24 protein-coding genes are annotated in these 26,135 nt (G+C 65.2%); 9 read left to right on the forward strand and 15 right to left on the reverse strand.

What is annotated here, in order from left to right; genetic code table 11:
- Position 1 precedes the first annotated feature (1 nt).
- The 3 genes from prfH to AC1ZV1_RS05315 form a co-directional block, all read right to left on the reverse strand.
- Complete coding sequence (gene prfH / locus AC1ZV1_RS05305) at positions 2-613, reverse strand: peptide chain release factor H (protein WP_484295819.1); 612 nt, start codon at positions 611-613, stop codon at positions 2-4.
- Positions 613-1,749 carry an RNA ligase RtcB family protein gene (locus AC1ZV1_RS05310; protein ID WP_484295820.1) on the reverse strand — a complete coding sequence of 379 codons (1,137 nt, stop codon included), beginning with the start codon at positions 1,747-1,749 and terminating at the stop codon, positions 613-615. Before AC1ZV1_RS05310 ends, prfH begins: the two co-directional genes overlap by 1 nt.
- A gap of 210 nt (positions 1,750-1,959) precedes the next feature.
- Positions 1,960-2,442 carry an Lrp/AsnC family transcriptional regulator gene (locus AC1ZV1_RS05315; protein WP_484295821.1) on the reverse strand — a complete coding sequence of 161 codons (483 nt, stop codon included), beginning with the start codon at positions 2,440-2,442 and terminating at the stop codon, positions 1,960-1,962.
- 135 nt (positions 2,443-2,577) lie between these two features.
- On the opposite strand from AC1ZV1_RS05315, the gene AC1ZV1_RS05320 reads away from it, so the two are divergent.
- The gene (locus tag AC1ZV1_RS05320) at positions 2,578-3,204 is read left to right on the forward strand and encodes a LysE family translocator (protein ID WP_484295822.1); all 627 of its coding nucleotides are present in this window, start codon (positions 2,578-2,580) and stop codon (positions 3,202-3,204) included.
- A 26-nt stretch (positions 3,205-3,230) separates the two neighbouring features.
- On the opposite strand, the gene AC1ZV1_RS05325 is transcribed toward AC1ZV1_RS05320, so the two are convergent.
- The 9 genes from AC1ZV1_RS05325 to AC1ZV1_RS05365 all read right to left on the reverse strand — a co-directional run bounded on the left by AC1ZV1_RS05325 (position 3,231) and on the right by AC1ZV1_RS05365 (position 13,582).
- Positions 3,231-3,896 (reverse strand): hypothetical protein, encoded by a 666-nt coding sequence (locus AC1ZV1_RS05325; RefSeq protein WP_484295823.1) that lies wholly within the window; start codon positions 3,894-3,896, stop codon positions 3,231-3,233.
- Between the two features lie 160 nt (positions 3,897-4,056).
- The gene (locus AC1ZV1_RS05330; protein WP_484295824.1) at positions 4,057-5,028 is read right to left on the reverse strand and encodes a peptide ABC transporter ATP-binding protein; all 972 of its coding nucleotides are present in this window, start codon (positions 5,026-5,028) and stop codon (positions 4,057-4,059) included.
- The gene (locus AC1ZV1_RS05335) at positions 5,025-6,002 is read right to left on the reverse strand and encodes an ABC transporter ATP-binding protein (protein ID WP_484295825.1); all 978 of its coding nucleotides are present in this window, start codon (positions 6,000-6,002) and stop codon (positions 5,025-5,027) included. The genes AC1ZV1_RS05330 and AC1ZV1_RS05335 overlap by 4 nt, the downstream gene beginning before the upstream one ends.
- A 67-nt stretch (positions 6,003-6,069) precedes the next feature.
- Entirely contained in the window at positions 6,070-6,981 is a 912-nt protein-coding gene (locus tag AC1ZV1_RS05340) for an ABC transporter permease subunit (RefSeq protein ID WP_259759330.1), read from the reverse strand.
- Between the two features lie 14 nt (positions 6,982-6,995).
- On the reverse strand, positions 6,996-8,006 hold the full coding sequence (locus AC1ZV1_RS05345; protein ID WP_484295826.1) for an ABC transporter permease subunit: 1,011 nt from the start codon (positions 8,004-8,006) through the stop codon (positions 6,996-6,998).
- A gap of 74 nt (positions 8,007-8,080) precedes the next feature.
- Positions 8,081-9,664: an ABC transporter substrate-binding protein gene (locus AC1ZV1_RS05350; protein ID WP_484295827.1), complete on the reverse strand. Its 1,584-nt coding sequence runs from the start codon at positions 9,662-9,664 to the stop codon at positions 8,081-8,083.
- 11 nt (positions 9,665-9,675) lie between these two features.
- Complete coding sequence (locus AC1ZV1_RS05355; protein ID WP_484295828.1) at positions 9,676-11,049, reverse strand: OprD family porin; 1,374 nt, start codon at positions 11,047-11,049, stop codon at positions 9,676-9,678.
- 163 nt (positions 11,050-11,212) lie between these two features.
- A complete protein-coding gene (locus AC1ZV1_RS05360) occupies positions 11,213-12,820 on the reverse strand; it encodes an ABC transporter substrate-binding protein (protein ID WP_484295829.1) in 1,608 nt (535 codons plus the stop codon).
- A 198-nt stretch (positions 12,821-13,018) separates the two neighbouring features.
- Positions 13,019-13,582, reverse strand: a complete 564-nt coding sequence (locus tag AC1ZV1_RS05365; protein WP_484295830.1) for a helix-turn-helix domain-containing protein — start codon at positions 13,580-13,582, stop codon at positions 13,019-13,021.
- Positions 13,583-13,755: 173 nt separating this feature from the next.
- Here AC1ZV1_RS05365 and AC1ZV1_RS05370 point away from each other — a divergent pair, with 173 nt between their 5' ends.
- Positions 13,756-14,973, forward strand: a complete 1,218-nt coding sequence (locus AC1ZV1_RS05370; protein WP_484295831.1) for a M24 family metallopeptidase — start codon at positions 13,756-13,758, stop codon at positions 14,971-14,973.
- Between the two features lie 57 nt (positions 14,974-15,030).
- Here the strand turns inward: AC1ZV1_RS05370 and AC1ZV1_RS05375 are convergent, their stop codons facing one another.
- From AC1ZV1_RS05375 to AC1ZV1_RS05385, 3 genes are all read right to left on the reverse strand, one after another.
- On the reverse strand, positions 15,031-16,623 hold the full coding sequence (locus AC1ZV1_RS05375) for an ABC transporter substrate-binding protein (RefSeq protein WP_484295832.1): 1,593 nt from the start codon (positions 16,621-16,623) through the stop codon (positions 15,031-15,033).
- Positions 16,624-16,672: 49 nt separating this feature from the next.
- On the reverse strand, positions 16,673-18,274 hold the full coding sequence (locus AC1ZV1_RS05380) for an ABC transporter substrate-binding protein (RefSeq protein ID WP_484295833.1): 1,602 nt from the start codon (positions 18,272-18,274) through the stop codon (positions 16,673-16,675).
- 222 nt (positions 18,275-18,496) lie between these two features.
- Entirely contained in the window at positions 18,497-19,213 is a 717-nt protein-coding gene (locus AC1ZV1_RS05385; protein ID WP_484295834.1) for an SIMPL domain-containing protein, read from the reverse strand.
- Positions 19,214-19,443: 230 nt separating this feature from the next.
- On the opposite strand from AC1ZV1_RS05385, the gene AC1ZV1_RS05390 reads away from it, so the two are divergent.
- The 7 genes from AC1ZV1_RS05390 to AC1ZV1_RS05420 all read left to right on the forward strand — a co-directional run bounded on the left by AC1ZV1_RS05390 (position 19,444) and on the right by AC1ZV1_RS05420 (position 26,058).
- The gene (locus AC1ZV1_RS05390) at positions 19,444-20,700 is read left to right on the forward strand and encodes an ATP-binding protein (protein WP_484295835.1); all 1,257 of its coding nucleotides are present in this window, start codon (positions 19,444-19,446) and stop codon (positions 20,698-20,700) included.
- A 24-nt stretch (positions 20,701-20,724) separates the two neighbouring features.
- Entirely contained in the window at positions 20,725-21,285 is a 561-nt protein-coding gene (locus AC1ZV1_RS05395) for a response regulator transcription factor (RefSeq protein WP_054906642.1), read from the forward strand.
- A gap of 70 nt (positions 21,286-21,355) precedes the next feature.
- Positions 21,356-23,089: an ABC transporter ATP-binding protein/permease gene (locus AC1ZV1_RS05400; protein WP_484295836.1), complete on the forward strand. Its 1,734-nt coding sequence runs from the start codon at positions 21,356-21,358 to the stop codon at positions 23,087-23,089.
- A 191-nt stretch (positions 23,090-23,280) separates the two neighbouring features.
- A complete protein-coding gene (locus tag AC1ZV1_RS05405) occupies positions 23,281-24,249 on the forward strand; it encodes a M23 family metallopeptidase (RefSeq protein WP_484295837.1) in 969 nt (322 codons plus the stop codon).
- Positions 24,230-24,595, forward strand: coding sequence for a hypothetical protein (locus AC1ZV1_RS05410; protein ID WP_484295838.1), 366 nt, complete (start codon positions 24,230-24,232; stop codon positions 24,593-24,595). The genes AC1ZV1_RS05405 and AC1ZV1_RS05410 overlap by 20 nt, the downstream gene beginning before the upstream one ends.
- A gap of 17 nt (positions 24,596-24,612) precedes the next feature.
- Complete coding sequence (locus AC1ZV1_RS05415; RefSeq protein ID WP_484295839.1) at positions 24,613-25,047, forward strand: bactofilin family protein; 435 nt, start codon at positions 24,613-24,615, stop codon at positions 25,045-25,047.
- A 69-nt stretch (positions 25,048-25,116) separates the two neighbouring features.
- A complete protein-coding gene (locus AC1ZV1_RS05420; protein WP_484295840.1) occupies positions 25,117-26,058 on the forward strand; it encodes an AEC family transporter in 942 nt (313 codons plus the stop codon).
- Positions 26,059-26,135 lie beyond the last annotated feature (77 nt).

Here is a 26,135-nt window from a genome sequence, read left to right on the forward strand (position 1 = left end):
GTCAGCCCTCGAAGCGTTCCCCGCGAAACACCCGGCGCGGGTTGCCGCGTTCCAGGTGGTGATGCACCAGCCGGCGTTCGGCGCGCAGTTCGCTGCTTGCCTGCTCCGTGCGCTCTTCCAGCTTGCGGGCGATCAGCAGCAGCGCCAGGCGCCTGTTGGCGTGCTGGCTGCGTTCGCTTTGCACCTTCACGCTCAGGCCGCTGGCGACGTGGGTCGCGCGCACCGCCGAGTCGGTGGTGTTGACGTGCTGCCCGCCGGGACCGGAGGAGCGCAAGGTGTCGAAGCGCACCTCACCTTCGAGGCTGGCCGGCAGTGCGCTGAATCGCGCACCGCCGAAGTACCAGTTCTTGCGCCCGTGGTTGGGCCGGTAAGGGCTGGCGCAGACCCATTGCAGGGTGCCGCTCCAGTCGTCGGCCAGGGCTGCTGCCGAGACGCCGTCCAGCGCCAGCAGCACCGAGAGCAGGGTGCCTCGGCGCGGGCCGGGTTCTTCCTCGATCACACGGACCTCGGTCCCGTTGGCGTCGGCTTCGCGTAGCAGCCGCTGCAGGGCCTTGCCCACGGCCAGCGCGCATTCATCCGGCCCCTGGGCAGCGGACAGTTGCAGCAGGATCATCAGCAGCACTCCCCGCCGGTCTTGTAGGTCAGCACCGGTTTCAGCCGCGCCAGAACCCGCAGCAGCCCCGCTTCGCGCAGCGCGCCGACCACCGAATCGATGGCCTTGTAGGCTTCCGGCGCCTCCTCGTAGAGCAACCCGCGATCGCCGCAGATCACCCGGCTACCCAGCGCGGTGCGGGCCAGTTGCTCGACGCGGTAGCGCGCCGAGAGACGGTCCTTGCACTCGCTGCGCATCCACTTGCGTCCCGCGCCGTGGGCGAGGGAGAAGAGGCTGCGCGAGTCGGCCACCGGCTCCACCAGGTAGCTGTAGTCGCCGCGCGAGCCGGGGATGACCATCACCCCGCGATCCGCCGGTGTCGCGCCCTTGCGGTGCAACCAGCCGTCGACGCCGTCGACCTGCGCCCGGCTGACCAGGTTGTGGTTCACGTCCAGCACCTGCGCGCCGTCCGCACGCAGGCGGTCGAGCATGCGCAGGGCGATGAGCTGGCGATTGGCTTCGGCGAAACGCAGCGCCCCGTCGTGGCGCGCCAGGTAGTGCGCACAGTCGTCGGTGCCTTCTTCCAGGCCTTGGTGGCTGAAGCGGTCCACCTGCTCGCGCAGGATGGTTTCGCCCAGGCCGCGCGAGCCACTGTGCACCAGCAGGAGCAGGTGGCGACGGTCGAGACCGAGGGCTTCCACCGCGGCTTTGTCGTAGAGCTGATCGAGTTGCTGCAGCTCGGCGAAGTGATTGCCGCCGCCGATGGTGCCCAGCGAATGCTCGTGGCCACAGGGCGGCAGGCCGAAGCGTGCGACGCGCTCGCTCCAGTCATCGTCCAGCGGACCATCGAGGTTGCCGAGGCGCTTTTCCAGCTTGTCCAGGTTCAGTTTGGCGGTGGCGATATCGGTGCGCCACAGCGCCATGCCGCAGCCGATGTCGTTGCCCACCAGCGCCGGATACAGGCGGCCGGTGGAGAAGAACGCCGCGCCGATCGGGTAGCCGCGACCGGGGTGCAGGTCCGGCATGCCGGCGACCCGCTGCATGCCCGGCAGCCGGGCGGTGGTTTCAAGTTGCTGGATCGCTTTACCTTCGATCCAGGTGTCGTCCGCAGCGATCAGCGTGATGCCGTCGGACAGATTTTGGATGCAATTGCCCATTGTCCAATCCCATGAGGAATGAAACGAAAAAAGAGGATGGGGGCAGGCCGGAGCCGGGCAATGCGATGCCGCCAAAGGGGCGGCGGGGAAGCTATTACGCCAGGCGCGACCTGCAAAGGGTAATCAGTGCTTGCATGATGTCTCTCCTTTGCTGTCGTTGGATGGGAAGGTGGCGAATGATAGGCGCGCAGCCGCACGCGCGCAATCCCGCTATTTCGGCAGGTGCCGCAATGGCAGGGGGGCAGCCTCCTTCACCGTCTGGATCGCGAAGTTGCTGCGGATGTCACTGACGCCTGGCAGCTTGAGCAGCGTGCCGGTGAGGAACTGCTCGTAGGCGCGCAGATCGGGCAGTACCACTTGCAGGAGGAAGTCCGACTCGCCGCTGACCAGGTGCACCGAGATGACTTCCGGCAGATCGATCACGGCCTGGCGGAAGGCGGCGGCGCTGGTGTCGCTGTGACGCTCCACCTTCACGCCGACGAACACGGTCAGCCCCAGGCCGACTTCGTCGCGGCCCAGCTCCGCGTGATAGCCGCGGATCATCCCGGCTTCCTCCAGCAGGCGAACCCGGCGCAGGCAGGGGGAGGGCGACAGGCCGATCTCCTCGGCGAGCTGGACGTTGGTCAGGCGACCATCGCGCTGCAGGGCGGCGAGGATGCGATGGTCATAGGCGTCCAGCTTGGGGGTTGGCATAGGTGGCTGCTCGCTGATAGATAAGTTGGCAGGATATGCCAAGTGTTTGCTTGATACTGGTCGAATACGCAAGCACCTGCCTCGGCCTTCAGGCATAGAATCCCTATCCGCAATGACTTTTTCGGAGTGGCGATTGTGGATATCGGGGTCTTCCTGCTGGCGTTGGCGATGGTCTACCTGCTACCCGGACCGGACATGATTCTCCTGCTGCATACCGGCGCTCGCGACGGTGCTCGTGCCGCACTGGCAACCGCCCTGGGGCTGGGCGTGGCGCGGGGCTGCCACGTCGCGCTGGCGGCGACCGGGCTGGCGCTGCTGTTCCGTACTGCGCCGTGGACGTTCGATGCCGTGCGCATCGGTGGTGGTCTCTACCTGGCGTGGATCGGTCTGCAATTGCTGCGGGCACCGGTGGGCTTGCCGGTGACCACCGGCGCGGCCGGGTTATCCACCGTCAGCTATCGGCGTGCGTTTCGCCGGGGGCTGCTGACCAATCTGCTCAACCCGAAGGCGCTGCTGTTCTGCTCGGTGCTGCTGCCGCAATTCATCCATCCGCAGAACGGCCCGCTGGCGTTGCAATTTGCCTTGCTCGGCGGCGTCCTGGTGGTGGTCGGGTTGGGCTTCGACAGCTTCTACGCCGTCAGCGGCGAGGGCATGGGCCGCTGGCTGGCGCGGCACCGGACGATGCAGCGCGTTCAGCAGTGGGGCTTCGGCGGCATCCTGCTGGGCTTCGGCGTGCGCCTGGCGCTGCTTCGCGATCTTTGAACGGGGGCTCCTACAGGGTGTTTCCTTCAGAGGTCTTCTGGCTGGATCTTCCACAGTCGGGCCACCGAAGGCTTCTGCGGATTACGCGCGACTACCAGCAGCCCCAGTTCCTGGCCGCGCAACTCGCTGAGCAGCTGCGCACCCTGGCACGGCTTGAGATGCTCGGCGAGATGCCCGAGGGCAATGGCCGCCGCCGCCGGATGGGTAGCCACCGGCACGTAACTGCCATCGTCCATGTCCAGCACCACGTGCTGCTCGCCGGGCTCCGGGGCAGGCATGTGCAGGCCGGCCTTGAGCAGATGTGTCATGGCCTCGTCGCGCTGGGCAGGTGTCAGTTGGCCTGGCGGCAGCGCCCGTTCCAGTGGAAAGAACTCATCCCTCGGCCCGGCTTTCGGCTCCGTTTTCGGCCTCGCCGCCAGCGCTGGAGTGGCGGGAGCCTTGGCACGAACCGACGTGGGTGGCGGCTTTGGCGCGGGCGGTACGCTGACGTCCAGCTCTTCTTGGTCGAGGCCGTCCCAGTCGATCTCGTCGAGATCGACGTCTTCCGCGGGTGCCTTCTTCTTCGGCGCCGGCTTCTTCCGCGATGTCACCGCCGCGCGCAGGTCCATTCGCCGCTGACGCTTCCACTTGTGCAGCTGGACGTTGGCAACGACGGCGGTGACGAGGATGAGCAGGAGGTAGAACAGCAGCATGGAAGATCGTGGCCCTGTGGAGAACGGCCACGGCGTGTCGGCGGTGGCGGGATGCCACCCTGGCGGGACTTTCAGGATCAGGCGATAGGCCTGTTCCCGCTGCGCTGTAGGACGCAGCTGTTTCCGAAAGAGGGCCGGCCTATGACCGGCCCGTTTCGCATCAGTTCAGGAACTGCTCGGCGTGGTGACAGGCGACCTGGCGCTCGTCCAGCAGGCGCAGCTCCGGGACTTCGGCCCTGCAACGCTCGGTCGCATAGGGGCAGCGCTTGTGGAAAGCACAGCCGGTGGGCGGGTTGAGCGGGTTGGGGAGTTCGCCCTGGATCTTGATCTTGGGCTTGTCCGGGTCGGGATGGATGGCTGGGGTCGCCGACAGCAGCGCCTGGGTGTAGGGGTGCAGCGGGCGTTCGTAGAGCTTGTCCGCCGGGCCCATTTCCGCCGGTCGGCCGAGGTACATCACCAGTACGTCGTCGGCCACGTGGCGGACCACGGCGAGATTGTGGGAGATGAACACGTAGGCCGTGCCGAACTCCTGCTGCAGGTCCATGAACAGGTTGAGCACCTGGGCCTGGATCGACACGTCCAGCGCCGAGGTCGGCTCGTCCGCCACCAGCACCTTGGGCCGCAGCATCATCGCGCGGGCCAGGGCGATGCGCTGGCGCTGGCCGCCGGAGAACATGTGCGGGTAGCGCTGGTAGTGCTCGGGGCGCAGGCCGACCTGCTTCATCATCGCCTGCACCCGCTCGCGGCGTTCCGCGCGCGACAGGCTGGTGTTGATGACCAGCGGCTCGGCCAGCTGGTCGCCGATCTTCTGCCGTGGGTTGAGCGAGGCGTAGGGGTTCTGGAAGACCATCTGCACGTCGCGGCGCAATTGCTTGCGGGTGTCGTGGTCGGCGCCTTTCACCTCGTGACCGGCGATCTGCAGGGAGCCGGAGGTGGGTTCCTCGATCAGGGTCAGCGCGCGGGCGAGGGTGGACTTGCCACAGCCGGACTCGCCGACCACGGCGAGGGTCTTGCCGGCCAGCAGGTCGAAGGACACGCCATTGAGCGCGCGGACCAGGGCGTGCGGCTTGAACAGGCCCTGGGAGATTTCGTAGTGACGGGTCAGGTCGCGGGCGGTCAGGACGGCACTCATCGGGCCACCTCGGTGTTCAGGTTGAGCGGGTAGAAGCAGCGCACCGCGCCGCGCTCATGGGCGTCCAGGGCCGGCCGCACGCTGCGGCAGTTGTCCTGCGCGTAGGGGCAGCGTGGCGACAGCAGGCAACCCTGCGGCCGGTCGTACTTGCCGGGAACGATGCCGGGCAGCGTGGCCAGGCGTTCCTCGCCGGCGCTGTGCTCGGGGATCGCCTTGAGCAGCGCCTCGGTATACGGGTGGGTCGGCAGGTCGAACAGCGCCGGCACCTCGCCGATTTCGACGGCCTGCCCCGCGTACATCACGCAGACGCGCTGGGCGGTCTCGGCGACCACCGCGAGGTCGTGGGTGATGAGGATCAGCGCCATGCCCTGGTCGCGCTGCAGGTTCAGCAGCAGCTCCATGATCTGCGCCTGGATGGTCACGTCCAGCGCGGTGGTGGGCTCGTCGGCGATCAGCAGCTTGGGTTCGCCGGCGATCGCCATGGCGATCGCGACGCGCTGGCTCATGCCGCCGGAGAGTTGGTGCGGGTAGGCGTCGAGGCGCTGCGCGGCACCGGGGATTTCCACGCGTTCGAGCAGCTCCAGGGCGCGCTGGCGGGCTGCCTTGCCGCGCAGGCCGAGGTGCAGCTTGAGCACTTCCTCGATCTGGTAGCCGACGGTGTAGCTGGGATTCAGCGCGGTCATCGGGTCCTGGAAGACCATGGCAATGTCCTTGCCGACGATACGCCGCCGTTCGCGGCCCTTCAGGCGCAGCATATCGGTGCCGTCGAACTGCATGGTGTCGGCGGTAATGATGCCGGGGGCGTCGATCAGGCCCATCAGGGCCATCATGGTCACCGACTTGCCGGAGCCGGATTCGCCGACGATGGCCAGGACTTCGCCCTTGTCCACCGAGAGGTCGAGGCCGTCCACCACTGGGACGGCGTTGCGGTCGCCGAAGCGGACCGAAAGATGACGCAGGTCGAGGAGGCTCATACGGCGGTCTCCATCAGGCTTTTCTTGTTGTCGTTGGCGATCTTGAGGCTGTGCATGGTCACTGTCCTCACGCCGCATTCTTCAGCTTCGGATCCAGCGCATCGCGCAGGCCGTCGCCCATCAGGTTGATCGCCAGCACGCTGAGCAGGATGGTCAGGCCGGGCAGCGAGACGACCCACCAGGCGCGCTCGATGTAGTCGCGCGCGGAGGCCAGCATGGTGCCCCACTCGGGCGTCGGCGGCTGCACGCCGAGGCCGAGGAAGCCCAGCGCGGCGGCGTCGAGGATGGCCGAGGAGAAGCTCAGGGTGGCCTGCACGATCAGCGGCGCCATGCAGTTGGGCAGCACGGTGACGAACATCAGGCGCAGGGTGCCGGCGCCGGCCAGGCGCGAGGCGGTGACGTAGTCGCGGTTCAGTTCGCCCATCACCGCGGCGCGGGTCAGGCGCACGTAGGCCGGGAGCGAGACGATGGCGATGGCGATCACGGTATTGATCAGGCCTGGGCCGAGGATGGCGACGATGGCCACCGCCAGCAGCAGCGAGGGCAGGGCCAGCATGATGTCCATCAGGCGCATGATCACCGGGCCCAGTCGGGTCGGCGAGAAGCCGGCAAGCAAGCCGAGGAAGATGCCGGGGATCATCGAGATCAGCACTGAGGTCAGACCGATCATCAGCGACAGCCGCGCGCCGTGCATCAGGCGCGAGAGCAGGTCGCGGCCCAGCTCGTCGGTGCCCAGCAGGAACTGCGAATTGCCCCCCTCCAGCCACAGCGGCGGAGTCAGCAGGAAGTCGCGGAACTGCTCGCTCGGGTCATGCGGCGCGACCCAGGGGGCGAAGAGCGCGCAGAACACGATGACCAGCATGAACAGCAGGCCACCCACCGCGCCCTTGTTGCGCGAGAAGGCGTGCCAGAATTCTTTCAGCGGGGACGGGTAGACCAGGCTCGGGTCGCTGGCGGGAGCTTTTGCGGCGGTATTCATGGCGTCGGCTCCGGTTAGCGCTGGTGGCGGATGCGGGGATTGGCGAGGCCGTAGAGGATGTCCACGACGAAGTTCACCAGGATCACCAGGGTCGCCACCAGCAGGATGCCGTTCTGCACCACCGGGTAGTCGCGGCGCCCGATGGCGTCGATCAGCCATTTGCCGATGCCCGGCCAGGAGAAGATGGTCTCGGTCAGCACGGCGCCGGCGAGCAGTGTGCCGACCTGCAGGCCGAACACGGTGAGCACCGGGATCATGGCGTTGCGCAGGGCGTGCACGAACACCACGCGTGCCGGGGAGAGTCCCTTGGCTCGGGCGGTGCGGACATAGTCCTCGCGCAGCACTTCGAGCATCGAGGAGCGGGTCATCCGGGCGATCACCGCCAGCGGGATGGTGCCCAGCACGATGGCCGGCAGGATCAGGTGGCGCACGGCGTCCAGGAAAGCGCCTTCCTCATCCGACAGCAGCGTGTCGATGAGCATGAAGCCGGTCTTCGGCTCGATGTCGTAGAGCAGGTCCAGGCGCCCGGAGACCGGCGTCCAGCCCAGGGAAACGGAGAACAGCATGATGAGGATCAAGCCCCACCAGAAAATCGGCATCGAATAGCCGGCCAGGGAGATGGTCATCACCCCGTGGTCGAATAGCGAGCCCCGCTTGAGCGCGGCGATCACCCCGGCGAGCAGGCCGAAGGTGCCGGCGAACAGCAGGGCGGCCAGGGACAGTTCGAGAGTGGCGGGGAACAGGGTGAGGAACTCGTGCCAGACGCTGTCGCGGGTGGTCAGCGACTCGCCGAGGTTGCCCTGGGCGAGGTTGCCGACGTAGTCGAGGTACTGCTGGTAGAGGGGCTTGTCGAGCCCCAGGCGGTGCATGGCCTCGGCATGCATCTGCGGATCGACGCGGCGTTCACCCATCATCACTTCCACGGGGTCGCCCGGAATCAGGCGGATCAGCGCGAAGGTCAGAAGGGTGACGCCGAAGAAGGTCGGGATCAGCAGCCCGAATCGGCGTGCGATGAAACTGAGCATGGTGGTTGGGGGCTCCTCACCGAGCGGCTACCCGTCGGATCACGACGGGCGCCGGTTTCTTATTACTTCACCGGTTACTGGATTCGAACGTCGGCGAAGTTGTTGTTTGTCATCGGGTTGATGGTGTAACCCGAGATGTTGCTGCGGCGCACATTGAACAGCTTAGGATGCGCCAGGGGAATCCACGGCGATTGTTCGTGGAATAGGGATGTCGCCTTTCTATAAAGTTCCGCCCGTTTTGCCGTGTCGTTGGTCTCGCGTGCCTGCTGGATCAGTGTTTCGAAGTCCTGGTTGCACCAGAACGCCTGGTTTTCCCCGGATTTCGCTGCGGCACAGGACAGGTTCGGACTCACGAAGTTGTCCGGGTCGCCGTTGTCGCCGGCCCAGCCCAGTAACGACAGGTCGTGCTCGCCGGCCTTGGAGCGTTTGAGCAACTCGCCCCACTCCAAAGAGCGGATCTGCAGGTCGATGCCGGCCTTGGCCAGGTCGGCCTGCATCATCTGTGCCGCCAGCGCCGGATTGGGGATGGTCGGCGAGCTGCCGTTGCGGATGAAGAGAGTCAGCCTGAGGTTCTGTGCGCCGGCTTCCCTGAGCAGTGTTTTCGCCCGTTCGGGATCGTGGGGCCAATCCTTCAGGTCCTTGTTGTAGCCCAGCAGCGTCGAAGGATACGGGTTGATCGCCGGGCTGGCGGCGTTGGCGCCGAACACCGCGTCGAGCAGGGCCTTCTTGTCGATGGCGAGGTTGATCGCCTGGCGGACGCGCACGTCATCCAGCGGCTTGTGCCGGGTGTTGATGGCCACGTAGGTGGTCATCAGCGCGTCGATGCTGTCCACCGCCAGGTTCTGGTCCTGTTGCAGCGCCGGCACGTCCGACGGCTTGGGATAGAGGGCGATCTGGCATTCATTGCGCCGCACCTTCTGCATGCGCACATTGGGGTCGAGGGTAATGGCGAACACGAGGTTGTCGACGGCCGGCTTGCCGCCGAAATAGTCGGGGTTGGCGCGGTAGCGCACCTGGGCGTCCTTGGCGTAGCGATTGAAGACATACGGTCCGGTGCCGATCGGCAGGTTGTTGAGCTGCCCCTGCTTGCCGGCGGCCAGCAATTGGTCGCCGTACTCGGCGGAGTAGATCGAGGCGAACCCCATGGCCATGTCGGCGAGGAACGGCGCTTCGGGGTGAGTGAGGGTGAAGCGCACGCTGAGGTCGTCGACCTTGTCCACGGACTTGATCAGGTCACGCATGCCCATGGCGTCGAAGTACGCGTAGCCACGGTTGGCCGATTCGTGCCACGGATGTCTGGGGTCCAGCGCGCGCTGGAAGGTCCAGAGCACATCGTCGGCATTGAAGGTACGCGTGGGCTTGAAGTAGTCGGTCGTATGGAACTTCACGTCCGGACGCAGGTGGAAGGTGTAGGTCAGCCCGTCGGGGCTGACCTCCCAGCTCTGCGCCAGGGATGGCACCAGTTCGGTGGTGCCGGGGCGGAAGCCCACCAGGCGATTGAAGAGGGTTTCCGAGGTGGCGTCGTTGGTCACGGCGCCGGTGTACTGGACCACATCGAACCCTTCCGGGCTCGCTTCGGTGCAGACCACCAGGTTCTGCGCCAGGGCGGTGCCGCTGCCGAGTGCGAGCAGGATCGGGATCAATCGCAAGGTGGGCATGCCGGTTCTCCTTACAGCAGGTTGAACGGGAAGTTGCTGACCAGGCGGATCTCGTTGACGCTGCCGTCGACCTGGTTCTGGCTGGCCAGGTGCTTCATGTAGGTCACCCGGAAGTTGCTGCGCTTGAGGGGGCCGTCCTGCAGTGTGTAGCCGGCGGAAAGGCCCAGTTCGTGGTGTTTTTCATCGTCCTGGTTGCGCACTTCTGCGTAGTTGCCGTACGCCCCGTTGCGGTCGCCATCGTAATGCGTGCCATCGATGCCCCAGCCCTTGGCGTACCACGCCATGGTGGTCAGACCAGGAACGCCGAAGGCTGCCCAGTCGGTGGAGTAGCGCAGTTGCAGGGACTTCTCGTTGGGGCCGTTGTAGTCGGAGAGTAACGAGTTGGCCAGGTAGATGGCCGAGGTTTCATGGACGTAGTCGAAGTACTCGTCGCCGCGAACCTGCTGCCAGCCCAGCAGTACGGCGTGGGCGCCATGGGTCAGGGTGAAGGCGAGGCTGTAGGTATCGTTGTCGATGTAGCCAGCCTGGCGCGCGCCGGTGTCGCCGGTGCGGTAGTAGTTCAGGCTGGTGTTCAGCGCGAGGCTGGCAGGGTCGCCCAGGTCATGGGAGGCGCCGAGGTAGTACTGGTTCCAGACGTCCTCGAACTGGCCGCCGTAGGCGGTGACCTTGAGCCTGTCGCTGATCGCGTAGCTGCCGCCCAGGTAGCTGTAGCGGTCGGCGCGTACTTCGCGGGTGCCGTACTCGGTGGTGAAGTGCTCACGGTCGGAGCCGGTGCGCGGGCTGGCGCGGGTGAAGGTGCCACCCTGCAGGTCGAGGCCATTGATCTCGCTGCTGATCAGGCTGAGCCCGTCGAAGCTCGACGGCAGCGCGCGGTTGTCGATGGGGTTGAATACCGGCGTTTCCGGCTGCTGGCGCCCGGCGCGGAAGACTGTGTTGGAGGCGCGCAGCTTCAGGCTGGCGAGGCCGATCTTCGACCACTCGGAGACGGCATCGCCGTCACTGTCGGTCAGGGTCCGGTTGCCGCCGCCGGCGATCCTTCCATGTCCGCGCTCCAGGTTGATCGCCTGGAAGGCTGCCACGTCCAGGCCCACGCCAACGGTGCCCTGGGTGAAGCCCGACGCATACTTGAGCTGGCTGCCCTGGACCCAGGTGTAGCGGCTGTGGGTCGGCTCGTTGTAGCCGTCCTTCTTGATGTTGAAGTGGAAACTGTCTTTCATCTGCTCGCGGGAGGCGAAGTTGCGTGTGGTGAAGACAAGGTTCTGGTCCTCGATGAATCCCTTGGCACCGGCCTGGCCCGCAGGTTCGTCAGCGGCCAGGGCATGGCCTGCGGTAACGCCACCGATGGCCAGGGCGAGGAGGGAACGGCGAATCGCTTGATACTGCATGGGTTGCTCCTTCTTGTTGTCGGTTTTCCTAGCAACGAATGCATCCCCTCCACCCATCGGAGAGATGGGGGAGCCGGCAGGCGGAGGGGAAGGCGGGTAGTGCTGCCCGGTCTGTGCCGGGCTGGCGCTCAGGCGGATGTGGCCGCCGGTATCGCGTCGGCGATCAGGGCTGGTTGGCCACGCCGTAGAACGAGTTGCGCCCGAAGGGGCTGATCAGGAATCCCTGCACCGACTTGCGCATGGGCTGGTAGACGGTGGAATGGGCGATGGGACTGATGGGCAACTGCTGTGCGAGGAGCTGCTGGGCCTGCTGGTAGAGGGCGACGCGCTGGTCGTGGTCGGTAGTGGCCTTGGCCTGGCGCACCAGCTTGTCGTAGTCGGCGTCGCACCATTTGGAGACGTTGTTACCCTTCACCGAATCGCAGCCGTAGAGCGTACCTAGCCAGTTGTCCGGATCGCCGTTGTCTCCGGTCCAGCCGAACAGCATGGCGTCATGCTCACCGGCGTGGGCGCGCTTGATGTACTCGCCCCACTCATAGGTGACGATCTTCGCCTTGATGCCGACCTTGGCCCAGTCGGCCTGGATCATCTCGGCCATCAGCTTGGCGTTGGGGTTATACGGGCGCTGCACGGGCATGGCCCAGAGGCTGATCTCGGTTCCCTCGGCGACGCCGGCTTTCTTCAGCAGGGCCTTTGCCTGCTCCGGGTCGTAGACCTGGCCCTTGATCGATTCGTCATAGGACCACTGGGTCGGCGGCATGGCGTTTACCGCGAGCTGACCCGCGCCCTGGTAGATCGCGTCGATGATCGCCTGCTTGTTCAGCGCCATGTCCAGTGCGCGGCGGACGTCGGTCTTGTCCAGCGGGGCGTGGGTGACGTTGTAGGCCAGGTAACCAAGGTTGAAGCCCGGCTGCGAGGGCATGTTCAGGTTCGGGTCCTGCTTCAGCGCCGCGAGGTCCGCCGGGCGTGGATTCAGGGTGATCTGGCACTCGCCGGCCTTGAGCTTCTGCACGCGTACCGAGGCATCGGTGTTGATGGCGAAGACCAGGTTGTCGACCTTCACGTCCTCCGGTTTCCAGTAGTCCCGGTTGCCCTTGAAGCGGACCAGCGCGTCCTTCTGGTAGCGACTGAACACGAACGGGCCGGTGCCGATGGGTTTCTGGTTGATCTCGCCGGGCTTGCCCTGCTGGAGCAACTGGTTGGCGTACTCGGCGGACTGGATCACCGCGAAATTCATCGCCAGGTTCTGTACGAAGGCTGCATCCACTTCGTTGAGGGAAAAGGTCACGGTGTGCTCGTCGACCTTGCTGACCCTGGCGATGTTGCGGTCCAGGCCCATGTCGGTGAAGTAGGGGAACTCGGTGGGGTACGCCTTGCGGAACGGCTGCTCCTTGTCGAGCATGCGGTTGAAGGTGAACAGCACGTCGTCGGCATTGAATTCGCGGGTCGGCTTGAAGTAATCGGTGGTGTGGAACTTCACGCCCGGGCGCAGGTGGAAGGTCCAGGTCTTGCCGTCGGCGGAGGTTTCCCAGCGCTCGGCCAATGCCGGCTGCGCTTCGGTACCGCCACGTTGGAACTGCACGAGACGATTGAACAGGGTTTCGGAGGTGGCGTCGTAATCGGTGCCGGTGGTGTATTGAGCGGGGTCGAATCCTGCCGGGCTGCCTTCGGAACAGTACACCAGGCTGGAGGCGGCCTGGACCGCGGAACCGGCGAGCAGCAGCCCGCCGAAGGCGAGTGCGTGAAGGGGATTACGTCGCATCTTGCGCATTGCCTGACCTCATTCTTGTTCTTCTGAGGGGGCCGGCGAACCGATGGGGTCTGCAGCTGGCCTGGTCGGACTGGTCCGGATAAGGCCTATCCATTCATGGTCGGGCTGTGCCCGGCCACGCCGCGCCGAAGTTAAGTCAGGCTGAAATTAAGTTCAACTGAAAATTAAGCTGGACTGAAAATTACCCGGCCCTGTGAGTCAGGTGGCGGAATGTTCGCCGAAGAGTGGCAGGGTGGTGACGGTGAGCATCTCCGCCACGCTGTCGCCGACGTTGCGCAGGCAGTGACGCTTGCCGGAGTCGAAGTGCACGGAGTCGCCGGGCCCCAGTGGGTAGGAATGGCCATCGATGTCATAGGCGATGCGTCCGGTGAGGACGTAGGCGAACTCCGAGCCGTCGTGGGTGATCAGTTCGGATTCGTAGCCCACCGGGACCGTTACCTTGACCGCATTCAGCTGGTTGCCGGGAAAGCTGCTGGACAACCGTTCGTAGCTCAGCGGCTGGCCTTCGATGGTGTAGCGCACGCGCTCGCCCTGGTGCGAATCCGGCGGGATCTGCTGCGGGGAATCGAAGAGGGCGTTGAGCGGCACGTTGAGCGCCTTGGCGATGCTGGCCAGGGATGACAGCGAGACGCCCGTCAGATTGCGCTCGGCCTGGGACAGGAAGCTGGCGGTCAGGCCTGATTCGGCAGCAACCTGATTCAGGGTTTTCTTCGCTGCGCGCCGATAGCGGCGCAGGCGTTCTCCGATACGATCTACGGACATTGGCAAGGCTCTTGTGGGACGCCGGCAGCATACCAGTGTCGCCGCCCAGTGAAAGCATCGAGCCAGCAGCGGGTGGAAAATCGGCCTCCAGGAGATCGGGCACCGAAAAGCCTTTGACCGAAAAATTCAGTGCTGCTTAAATTTCGTGTCGTTTCAATCCTCGGGAGAGTGGCATGACAGTGGGAGTGGGGGGCGTGAGCCCTGAGCAGGCGCTGGCGAAATTGCAGGTCATGACGGCCGGCGCTCGCCCGATTGCGCCCGAGGAGTATCAGGCGCGGATCGCGCAGTTGCAGCACCTGATGCAGGCACGGGAACTGCCGGCGGTGTTCATCGACGCCGGCAGTTCGCTGGTCTATTTCACCGGCCTGAAATGGAGTCCCAGCGAACGGCTGGTGGGCGCGCTGGTGCCGGCACGAGGCGACGTACGCTACATCGCCCCTGCGTTCGAGGAGGGCACGGTTCGCGATCTGCAGGTGCTGCCAGGCAGTATCAGCGTGTGGGCCGAACATGAGAGCCCGTTCTCCCTGCTGGCCGGCATGCTGGCGGAAATCGAGGTACGCGATGGCGCGCGGGTCGGGCTTTGCGACAGTCTGCCATTCGGCATGGTCGAGCGCCTGCGCCGGGCGGCGGGCAAGCTGCAACTGGTGGACGCCGGCGCGCTGATCGAGCAGTGCCGCCGCTGCAAGTCACCGGCTGAACTGGCGCTGATGCAGCAGGCGAAGGACATGACTCTGGAGGTGCACAAGGCCGCCGCGAGCATCCTGCGCGAGGGCATCACCACCACCGAGGTGACACGCTTCATCGAGGCCGCGCACCGCCAGGTCGGCGCGTCGGGCTCGACCTTTTGTATCGTGCTGTTCGGCGAGGACAGCGCCTTCCCCCACGGTGTGCGGAAACCGCGCCCGCTGCGCGACGGCGACATGGTGCTGATCGACACCGGCTGCCAGCTCTACGGCTACCACTCGGATATCACCCGCAGCTACGTGTTCGGTACCCCCAGTGCCCGCCAGCGCGAACTGTGGAACCTGGAGAAGGCGGCGCAGCAAGCCGCGTTCGACGCCGCGGTGCTGGGGGAGCCCTGCGAGCAGGTGGATGCCGCCGCCCGCCGTTGCCTGGAGGCCGGCGGCCTGGGGCCGGATTATGCGCTGCCGGGATTACCGCACCGCACGGGCCACGGTATTGGCCTGGATATCCACGAGGGCCCGTACCTCGTGCGCGGTGACAGCACGCCGCTGGAGATTGGCATGTGCTTCAGCAACGAGCCGATGATCTGCGTGCCGGGCGCGTTCGGCATTCGCCTGGAGGACCACTTCTACATGACGGCGCAAGGTCCGCGCTGGTTCACCCGCCCCAGCCATTCGGTGGACGATCCCTTCGGCCTGAATGCCTGAGGGACGCTTCAGGCGCGAGTCTCGCGCGCATCGCGGGCATATGGTCCGCCTTCGCAGTCACGGTGCCAAGTTGACCCGCGAGAAGTTGTTTGACCCCAGCGGGCTCAGGGTGAAGCCACTCACTTCCGGCCGCACCACGGCGAACTGTTTCGGGTACGCCAGGGCGATCCACGGCGCCTCGCGCTGGTAGATCGCCAGCGCCTGGCGATAGAGCCCGGCGCGGGCGTCCTGATTGGTGATGGCGCGAGCCTTGCGCAGCAGTTCGTCGAACTCGGCGTTGCACCACCCGGCCTGGTTCTCGCCGCTTTTCGCCGCTGCGCAGGACAGGTTCGGCGTCAGGAAATTGTCCGGATCGCCGTTGTCGCCGGCCCAGCCCATGAATATCAGGTCGTGCTCGCCCTGCTTGGCGCGCTTGATCAGCTCGCCCCACTCGAATACGCGGATATCCGCCTGGATGCCGATCTGTCCCAGGTCGTTCTGCAGCATCTGCGCGCCGATGCCGGGGTTGGGGTTGGTTGGCCCGCCGCCGGGTCGGGTCCATATCGACAGTTTCAGGCCGGGCTTGATGCCCGCCTCCTCCAGCAGTTGCTTCGCTCGCGCCGGGTCGTGCGGCCAGACCTTGAGCTGCGGGTCGGAACCCCAGAGCGTCGGCGGGTACGGCGCCACGGCCAGCGTCGCGGCGCCTTCGCCGAACTGCGCGCGCAGATAGGCGTTGCGGTCGAAGGCGAGGTTGATCGCCTGGCGCACGCGCACGTCGTCCAGCGGCTTGTGCCGAGTATTGATGCCGACATAGGCAACCAGCAGCGAATCCAGTTCCTCGATCGTCAGCTTCGGATCCTGGCGCAATGCGGGCACGTCGGTGGGTTTGGGGTAGACGGCAATCTGGCAGTCGCCAGCCTTGACCTTCTGGATGCGCACGTTCGGATCGGGCGTGATCGCCAGCAGCAGGCGATCGATCTTCGGTCTGCCGCCCCAGTAGTCGGGATTGGCGTTGAAGCGCACCTGGGCATCCTTCTGGTAGCGCTGGAAGACGAAGGGGCCGGTACCGATGGGCAGGTTGTTCAACTGGTCGGCTTTCTCGGCTGCCAGCAGCAGGTCGCCGTATTCGGCGGAATAGATGGAGGCGAAGCCCATCGCCAGGTCGGCGAGGAAGGGCGCCTCGGGGTGTCTCAGGGTAAAGCGCACGTGGTGCTCGTCGAGCTTCTCCACCGCGCTGATCAGGCCGGGCAGGCCCATCGCCTCGGCGTAAGGGAAGCCGCGCGGCGCCAGCTTGTTCCACGGGTGCTTCGGGTCGAGCTGGCGCTGGAAGCTCCAGAGCACGTCGTCGGCATCGAACGCGCGGGTCGGCGTGAAGTAATCGGTGCTGTGGAATTTCACGCCCTGGCGCAGGGCGAAGGTGTACTGCAGGCCATCGTCGCTGATCGTCCAGCTCTCGGCGAGCGCGGGCACCACGCGGGTACTGCCGGGGGCGAACTGGACGAGGCGCTCGAAGACCGTCTCGGCCGAGGCGTCGGCGGTGGTTGCGGCGGTGTACTGGGTGATGTCGAAGCCTTCCGGGCTGGCCTCGGTGCAGACCACCAGGGATTGGCCGAATACCGGTCCGCAACCCAGCAGGCCGAGGATAGTCAGGCGGGCGAGAGTGCTGCGCAAGATGGCTGCCGGAGAAGTGGCCGCCGGCGCCTGCCGACGGCCACTGCCCTTACTTCCCTACGCTGACGCCGTAGAACGAGTTCAGCGCGAACGGACTGATCTTGAAGTCCTGCACTGTCTTGCGCATCGGCTGGTACACGGTCGAGTGGGCAATCGGGGTGATCGGCACCTGCTCCTTGAGGATGTGCTGGGCCTGCTTGTACAGCTCGGTGCGCTTGGCCTGGTCCGGAGTGCGCTTGGCATCCTTGATCAGCTTGTCGTAGGCCGGGTCGCACCATTTGGAGAAGTTGTTGCCGTCCACGGCGTCGCAGCCGTAGAGGGTGCCCAGCCAGTTGTCCGGGTCGCCGTTGTCGCCGCTCCAGCCGATCAGCATGGCATCGTGCTCGCCGCCCTTGGCGCGCTTGATGTACTCGCCCCACTCGTAGGTGACGATCTTCGCCTTGATGCCGACCTTGGCCCAGTCGGACTGCAGCATCTCGGCCATCAGCTTGGCGTTGGGGTTGTAGGGGCGCTGCACCGGCATGGCCCACAGGGTGATCTCGGTGCCTTCGGCCACGCCGGCCTTCTTCAGCAGCTCCTTGGCCTTTTCCGGGTTGTAGCCGGCGTCCTTGATGGTGTCGTCGTAGGACCACTGGGTCGGCGGCATGCCGTTCACGGCCAGTTGCCCGGCGCCCTGGTAGACGGCGTCGATGATCGCCTTCTTGTTCACCGCCATGTCCAGCGCCTCGCGCACTTCGAGCTTGTCGAACGGCTTGTGCAGGACGTTGTAGGCGATATAGCCAAGGTTGAAGCCCGGCTGCGACGGCATGTTCAGGTTCGGGTCCTTCTTCAGCGCTTCCAGGTCGGCTGGGCGCGGGAAGAGGGTGATCTGGCACTCGTTGGCCTTGAGCTTCTGCATGCGCACCGAGGCGTCGGTGTTGATAGCGAAGATCAGGTTGTCGATCTTCACCTCGCCCTTGTTCCAGTAGTCCGGGTTGGCCTTGAAGCGGATCATCGCGTCCTTCTGGTAGCGGCTGAACACGAATGGGCCGGTGCCGATGGGTTTCTGGTTGATGTCGCTGGCCTTGCCCTGCTTGAGCAACTGGTCGGCATATTCGCCGGACTGGATCGAGGCGAAGCTCATGGCCAGGTTCTGGATGAACGCGGCGTCGACTTCGTTGAGGGTGAACTTGACGGTGTGGTCGTCGACCTTCTCCACCTTGGCGATGTTCGCGTCCATGCCCATGTCGGTGAAGTAGGGGAATTCGGTCTGGTATGCCTTCCGGAACGGATGATTCTTGTCGAGCATGCGGTTGAAGGTGAACAGCACGTCGTCGGCGTTGAACTCGCGGGTCGGCTTGAAGTAGTCGGTGGCGTGGAATTTCACGCCGGAGCGCAGGTGGAAGGTGTAGGTCTTGCCGTCATCGGATACATCCCACTTTTCCGCCAGGCCCGGCACGACCTGGGTACCGCCGCGCTCGAACTGGGTGAGTCGGTTGAAGACCGTCTCGGCCGAGGCGTCGAAATCGGTGCCGGTGGTGTACTGGCCGGGGTCGAAGCCCGCGGGGCTGCCTTCGGAGCAGTAGACCAGGTTGTTGGCGGCGTGGGCGAGCGGGGCGCTGGCGATCAGCCCAGCGGCAATCATGGAGCGGATGACGGCGTTCTTACGCATACGGACCTCTGTTTATTCTGGTTGTCATCGAGGGGCAGCCTCGTGAGCTGCGTTGCGTGAAGCTATGCACGGCATGTGCCGGGCGCAAGCGGCTGACCGGGGTCAGTGTAGAAGTTGTGACGCGGGTGCAAGGGAATGTCGCAATTTCGACAATGGGAACCGTGTGGTCGATCGACGGCGCCCCGGTCCCCGGAAGCGCCGCGCTGAAAGAGGTCGCAGTCGTTACGGCATCTGCACCTCGATCGTGCCGTCGGCGCTGACGGTGACCTGGCTGGTGCCGGCTTCGATGTCCTGCGCCGGGGCCGAGTCCATGGAGGCGAACTTGGCCGACGCCATGCGCATCACCGGCATCGGGCGCGGCGCACCGGAGGTGTTCAGGTTCAGGCTGACCAGCTTGTAGCCCTTGCCGCCGAGCGCGTCGGTGAGCACCTGGGCGCGAGCCTTGAAGGCATCCACCGCGCCTTTCATCATCGCATCCTCGTTCTTGGCGCGGGTGGCGTCGGCGATGCTGAAGTCCATGCTGCCCATCTTCAGCTTGCCCAGCAGGTCGGCGGTGAGCTGGGAGAGCGCTGCGAAGTCGGTGCTTTCCAGGCGGATTTCCGCGCGCTCGCGCCAGGCGGTGATCTTCTGGCCCTTGTCGTCATACACGGGGTAGCTGTTGCGGCTGCCGAGGCTGACGGTCACGCCTTTTACCTTGCGTGCCTGTTCCAGTGCGGCATTCAGCGTGGTGGTGGTCTCCGCGGCCAGCTTCGCCGGATCCGCAGCCTGGCCTTCGCTGAACAGGGTCACGTGCATCAGGTCGTGGGCGACTTCCTGGCTGACCTCGGCGCGCAGCGAAACCTGGTTGTAGCGAGGTTCGTCTGCCATGGCTCCCAGGCTGGTGGCGCACAGGGCGATGGCGGCGGCGATGGCGGTGAAGGGTTTCTTCAGTACAGACATGGATGACTCCTTGCTCCAGAAAATGTCCGGGCCACAGCTTAGTAGAGGCAGTGGCGAGGACTGTCAGACCCTTTGACGGACATTGGTTCGCAATCGGGTTAAGCGCGGATGTCACCAATTGTTTCGGGCTGGAGCGGCCGTCCTGGGGCGAGCTGGAGTATGCTGTGGCGCTATGCCGCATAAAGGGGGCGGGGCTCTTGGCTATACTCGCGCAAATTCCGGAATTCACCATGCGCCCACCGGTTTTCCAGCTGTCCGCCAGTCGTCAGAACCTTCTGCATCTGACGCTAATCCGTATTCTCGTGCTTGCCGCCCAGGCAGGCTCCGTCGGCCTTGCCTATAAAGCCCAGTTGATCCAGCTGCCCTGGCTTGCGCTTGGCGTGACCATTGGCGTCTCCCTCGTGCTTTGTCTGGGGACCGCGCTGCGCCTGCGCGGCCCGTGGCCGGTGACCGAACTCGAGTACGCCGTCCAGTTGGCCTGCGACCTGGTCATCCACAGCGTGCTGCTCTATTACTCGGGCGGTTCGAGCAACCCCTTCGTCTCCTATTACCTGGTGCCGCTGACCATCGCTGCGGCGACCCTGCCGTGGCTCTACACCATCGCCCTGGCGGGCCTCGCGCTGGCCAGCTACACGGTGCTGCTGGTGTGGTTCCACCCCCTGGAGATGGCTGCGGGACAGAGGGACAACCTGCTGATCTACGGGATGTGGCTGAGCTTCGCGCTGGCCGCCGCGCTGATCACCTTCTTCGTCGCCCGCATGTCCGAGGCGCTGCGCCGGCAGGAACAATTGCAGGCGCAACGTCGCGAGGAAGGCATGCGTGACCAGCAACTGCTGGCCGTCGCCACCCAGGCTGCCGGCGCGGCCCACGAGCTGGGCACGCCGCTGGCAACCATGAGCGTACTGCTCAAGGAGTTGCGCCAGACCAATGCGGACCAGCCGATGTTGCAGGAAGATCTCGCCCTGCTGCAGGAGCAGGTCAAGCTCTGCAAGACCACCCTGCAGCACCTGGTGCGCGCCGCCGAAGCGGATCGTCGTCAGGCGGTGGAGGAGCAGGGTGCCAACGAATGGGTCGAGTCGGTGCTGCGTCGCTGGCACCTGATGCGCCCCGAGGCGAGTTATCGCTACCAGACGCTGGGCAAGGGCAAGGCACCGCGGATGGTTCCGCCGACCGATCTGAGCCAGGCGCTGCTGAATTTGCTGAATAACGCGACGGACGCCTGTCCGGACGATCTGGACATCCGCCTGGACTGGGATGCCGGTGAAATCTGCCTGAGCATCCGCGACCAGGGCCCAGGCGTGCCGCTGGCCATTGCCGAACAGCTCGGCAAGCCGTTCTTCACCACCAAGGGCAAGGGCTTTGGCCTGGGGTTGTTCCTCAGCCAGGCCAGCGTGACCCGCGCAGGTGGAACGGTGAAGTTGTATAACCATGAAGATGGCGGCACTCTGACGGAGTTGCGTCTGCCCAGAAGCTATGGCGTGGCCTGATTGCCGCGCCCGCGAGGAAGTACCATGAGCGAAGAGATCCTGTTCGAAGGCGAAGAGCAGCCCCACCTGCTGCTGGTGGACGACGATGCCACCTTTACCCGCGTCATGGCCCGCGCCATGACCCGCCGCGGGTTGCGGGTGTCGGTCGCCGGCTCCGCCGAGGAAGGCCTGGCCATGGCCAAGGACGATCTGCCCGACTACGCCGTGCTCGACCTGAAGATGGACGGCGACTCCGGCCTGGTGCTGCTGCCCAAGCTGCTTGAGCTCGACGCCGAGATGCGCGTGGTGATCCTCACCGGCTATTCCAGCATCGCCACCGCGGTGGAAGCCATCAAGCGAGGCGCCACCAACTACCTGTGCAAGCCGGCCGATGCCGACGACGTACTGACCGCGCTGCTGTCCCAGCACGCCGACCTGGAAACCCTGGTGCCGGAAAACCCCATGTCGGTAGACCGCCTGCAATGGGAACATATCCAGCGCGTGCTTGCCGAACATGACGGCAACATCTCCGCGACCGCCCGTGCGCTGGGCATGCACCGGCGCACCTTGCAACGTAAGCTGCAGAAACGCCCGGTGAGGCGTTAAGCGATCGATAACACAAGGGAGCGCCAATGAGCGCTCCTTTTTTGTATGTACAGCCGTGCGAGCCCATCCCATGACCGACAGCGCCGAATACCGCGCCGCGAACGATGCCGTTCGCAGCCGCTTCTTCCACCGAGTCTGGCACCTCACTGCGCCTTACTGGCGCAGCGAAGAGAAGGGCGTGGCCTGGCTGTTGCTGATCGTGGTGATCGCCCTGTCACTGGTGGGCGTAGCCCTCAGCGTCTGGCTCAACAGCTGGTACCGCGACTTCTACAACGCGCTGCAGAACAAGGACCTGAAGAGCTTCATCCACCTGATGCTGATGTTCTGCGGCATCGCCGCAGTGTTCATCCTCACCGCGGTCTACCGGCTGTACCTGACGCAGATGCTCACCATCCGCTGGCGCCGCTGGCTGACGGAGAAGCACTTTGCCGCCTGGCTGGGCGACAAGAACTACTACCGGCTGGAGCAGCGCGGGCATACCGACAACCCCGACCAGCGCCTCTCCGAAGACCTCAACAGCTTTACCGACACGACCCTGACTCTCGGCCTGGGGCTGATCCGCAACATCGTCAGCCTGGTGTCCTTCTCGGTCATTCTCTGGGGCGTGTCGGGCAGCATCGAAGTCCTCGGTATCAATATCCCCGGCTATATGTTCTGGGCGGCGCTGCTCTACGCGGCGGTCGGCAGCTGGCTGACCCACCTCATCGCACGCCGGCTGATCGGCCTGAACAACCGCCAGCAGCGCTTCGAGGCGGACCTGCGTTTCGGCCTGGTGCGGGTGCGCGAGAACGCCGAGAGTATCGCCCTGTACAACGGCGAGGCGAACGAGAGCAATCGGCTGATGGGGCGTTTCCGCAACGTCTGGAGCAACTTCTGGGAATTGATGAAGGTACAGAAGCGCCTGACCTTCTTCAGCTCCGGTTATGCCCAGATCGCCACCGTGTTCCCCTTCATCGTCGCTGCGCCGCGCTACTTCTCCGGGCAGATCCAGCTGGGCGAGCTCATGCAGATCAACTCGGCCTTCGGCAATGTGCAGGACGGGCTGAGCTGGTTCATCGATGCCTACGCCAGTCTCGCCAGTTGGCGCGCTACCTGCGACCGACTGCTGAGCTTCCGCTCCACCATGGACGAGACCGCCCACGAATCCGCCAACATCGACGTGCGCAAGGTCGGTGACACCCTGCAGCTGCACAACCTCGCCCTGAACCTGGGCAACGGCCGTGAACTGCTGCAGCCCACCAGCCTGGCGGTGAATCCCGGAGAGCACGTGCTGATCGGCGGCCCGTCCGGCGGCGGCAAGAGCACACTGCTGCGGGCCATGAGCGGCCTGTGGCGCTACGGCAGCGGTGTGGTGCAAATGCCCGAGGCGCGCAGCCTGTTCGTTCCGCAGAAGCCCTACCTGCCGATCGGCACCCTGGCCGAGGCGCTGTGCTACCCGGAGGCGGGCGACCGTCACGACCCGGCGCAACTGAAACAGGTCCTGCACCTGTGCCGGCTGGACTCCCTGGTGCCGCGACTGGACGAGGCCGATCACTGGCAGCGCGTCCTTTCGCCGGGCGAGCAGCAGCGCCTCGCGATTGCCCGTGCGCTGCTCTACGCGCCGCAGTGGCTGTTCCTCGACGAGGCGACGTCCGCGCTCGACGAAACCGACGAGGCGTCGCTCTATCAGGTGTTGCTCGATCAACTGCCGGACGTCACCCTGATTAGCATTGGCCACCGCGCCAGCCTGAAGCGATTCCACCCGCGGCAGCTGCGTCTGGAAGAGCACCGTTTGCAGGAGATCGAGTCCGTTCTGCCGGCGTAATAGCAGTTTGATTCACTGGAATAATGTGACCGCGTTAGTGGGAAACATCTGAAAGTTTTCTCAGACAGGATGAATTCTTCTTATTTATTTACATTTTCCAGTGTTTAGCCGCTGCGAAGTTTTCAATAACAGGTACCCTGTGCACCCCGGCGGCTCCCCCGCCGAGCCGAATGCATTCCAACGGTACCGCCATGAAGTCCCTTTCCCCCTCACGGCAAGCCCTGACCCGCTCGGACCTGCGCCTCGTCGATACGCGCCGGTACGTGCTGGGCGCTGCCTGCGTGTCGCTGGCGCTCGCCGCGGCCGCTTTCGCCGGCGGGCTGTGGATCGGGCGGGGGCAGGCAGAGCCGGTGATGGTACCGGTGGTGCAGGCCGACGTCCCGACGGATGAGTCAGGCGAGCGTTTCGCCGCCGAGCGCATCGGTGAGTTGACCGGTCGCCTGCAGGTCCTGGAGAAGGACGCCGACTACCTGCTCAAGGCTGTCGACAGCCACGAGGAAATCGCCCGCAAGCTGTCCAAGGTCGATCCGGAACTGGTGCCCGCGCCCAAGGCCAAGCCCGGCGCCACCCGCAACGAAGGCGGCATCCTGCTGCCCCCCAGGGCCTGCGTCGATCCGCTGCCCGCGTCGGCTGCCGACCTTGAACGCAACGAACAGTCGGCCAAGTGCCTGCGCCGGGTCTTCGACCTGCTGATGGATCAGGTGGCCCGCCGCAATGCCGATTTCATGGCAATCCCCGCGCGCCGCCCGATGGAGCAGGCGCGCCTGGGGTCGCCGTTCGGCAACCGCGTCGATCCCTTCAATCGCCACCTGGCCTTCCATTCCGGCCAGGACTTCTCGGCGCCCACCGGCAGCCCGATCCACGCGGCCGCCGGTGGCCGGGTGATCGTCTCCGGTCCCCACGCGTCCTATGGCAATCGCGTCGAGATCGACCACGGCAATGGCCTGGTCACCCGCTACGCCCATGCATCCCGGCTTCTGGTGAAGGTCGGCGACGTCGTGCTGCCGGGGCAGGAGATCGCCAAGGTGGGGTCCACTGGGCGATCCACCGGCCCGCACCTGCACTTCGAAGTGCTCTATCACGGCGAGTTCGTCGACCCGCAGAACTTCCTTTCCCTGGGCGGCATGGAGATCGACAGCGATGGCCTGGCCACGGACTAAGCGGCCCTCTACCCGCCACCTGCTTCGCGCCGAGCACCGTCCCCATGTTCCCCGTGGCTTTGCCTGGCTGGGCTGGGCGGCGCTGGTGCTAGTCGTGCTGTCTGCGCTAGCCCTGGGCGGCTGGCAGTTGCGAGCCCGCGATGACGGTCAGGCGCGCGAGCGCATCGACCTGCTCGAAGCACAGAACGCCGAACTGGAGCGGGACCTGGAGGAAAAGCGCCTGCAGGGCGAAGAGGACCGCGCCAACCGCGAGCAGCTGATGCGGCGGATCGATGCGATGTCCGCCGAAATCAAGAAACTCAAGACCGAGCTGGCCTTCTTCCGCCAGCAGAAACCTGGCAAGTAGTCGCGCGAGGAATTGCGATGTTCAGCAACAGCAAGAAGAAGGGACCGCAGGTGTCGGTGGACAAGTTCTCCAGCCTGCTCTCGGGCAATGTCGATCTGGTCGGAGACCTGCAGTTTCAGGATGGCCTGAAGATCCTCGGGACGGTGAAGGGCAACGTCCGCCACAAGCCCGGCGCGGCCAGCCTGCTGGCGCTCAGCGCGGAAGGGCGGATCGAGGGCAATGTCAGCAGCTACGATGCGCTGATCGACGGGACCATCATCGGCGACCTCTACGTCGAGCACTTGCTGGAGTTGCACTCCAATGCACGCGTGGTCGGCAATATCCAGTATCGCCAGCTGAGCATGGAAAACGGCGCCACGGTCGACGGCAAACTGACGCGACTGGCCGATGGCGAAGCACCCAAGCCGCTGGAACTGCCGGCTCCGGTGCGTGAAGAGGAAGCCGAAGCCTGACTTGCCCCGGCGCGGTGGGTACTTAGCTTGCTATGATTGTCGCCCCCACCGCCCAGACCGTCCCGCCCCATGCTCGCACTCCTGCTCCAGACCTTCAGTATCACTGCTCCGGTCTTCGCCATGCTGTTCCTCGGAGTGCTGCTGCGCCGCGTGGGGGCAATCAACCCGGAATTCATCCAGACCGCCTCGGCGCTGGTGTTCAACGCCACCATGCCGGCGATGCTGTTCCTCGGCATCTACCATTCCGACCTGCACAGCGCGGCGCGCCCGGAGGTACTGCTGTACTTCTGCGCGGCGACTCTGGCGGGTTTCCTGCTGGCGTGGGGCTGGGCTGCCTGGCGAGTGCCGCGCGCGGAGCGGGGCGTCTACGTGCAGGGCTCGTTCCGCGGCAACAACGGCATCATCGGCCTGGCGCTGGCCACCAGTCTCTACGGTGATCACGGCCTGGCGCTGGGATCGGTGCTCGCAGCCCTGGTAATCCTCTGCTACAACACGCTGTCCTCGGTGGTGCTGGCGATCTATAGCCCCAGCTTGAAGTCCGACCCGCTGAGCATTGCCCGCAACGTCATCTGCAACCCGCTGATCATCAGCGTGCTGGCCGCGCTGCCATTTTCCTGGTTCGGCATCGGGCTGCCGAAGTGGTTGCTGACCTCCGCCGACTATTTTGCCCAGATGACCCTGCCGTTGGCGCTGGTCTGCATCGGCGGCACCCTGTCGCTGGCCTCGCTGCGCGAGAGCGGCGGCCTGGCGGTCAGCGCGAGCCTGATGAAGATGATCTGGCTGCCCCTGGTCTGTACCTTTGTCGCCTGGTCGCTGGGGTTCCGTGGTGCCGAACTGGGTGTCCTCTTCCTCTATTTCGCCAGTCCCACGGCAGCGGCAAGCTATGTCATGGCGCGTGCCGCCAATGGCAACCACGAACTGGCGGCGTCGATCATCGTCATCACCACCCTGGTGGCGGCGCTGACCACCAACGTCGGCATCTTCGTCCTGCAGTGGGGCGGTTGGATGTGACTTGGCGGATGTCGAGATTCTTCCAATTCGTGTTGCGCCAAAAGCTATTCGGCTTGTAGGAAATTTCTGAAAGATCG

The sequence above is a fragment of the Pseudomonas sp. BB438 genome (assembly GCF_057180225.1).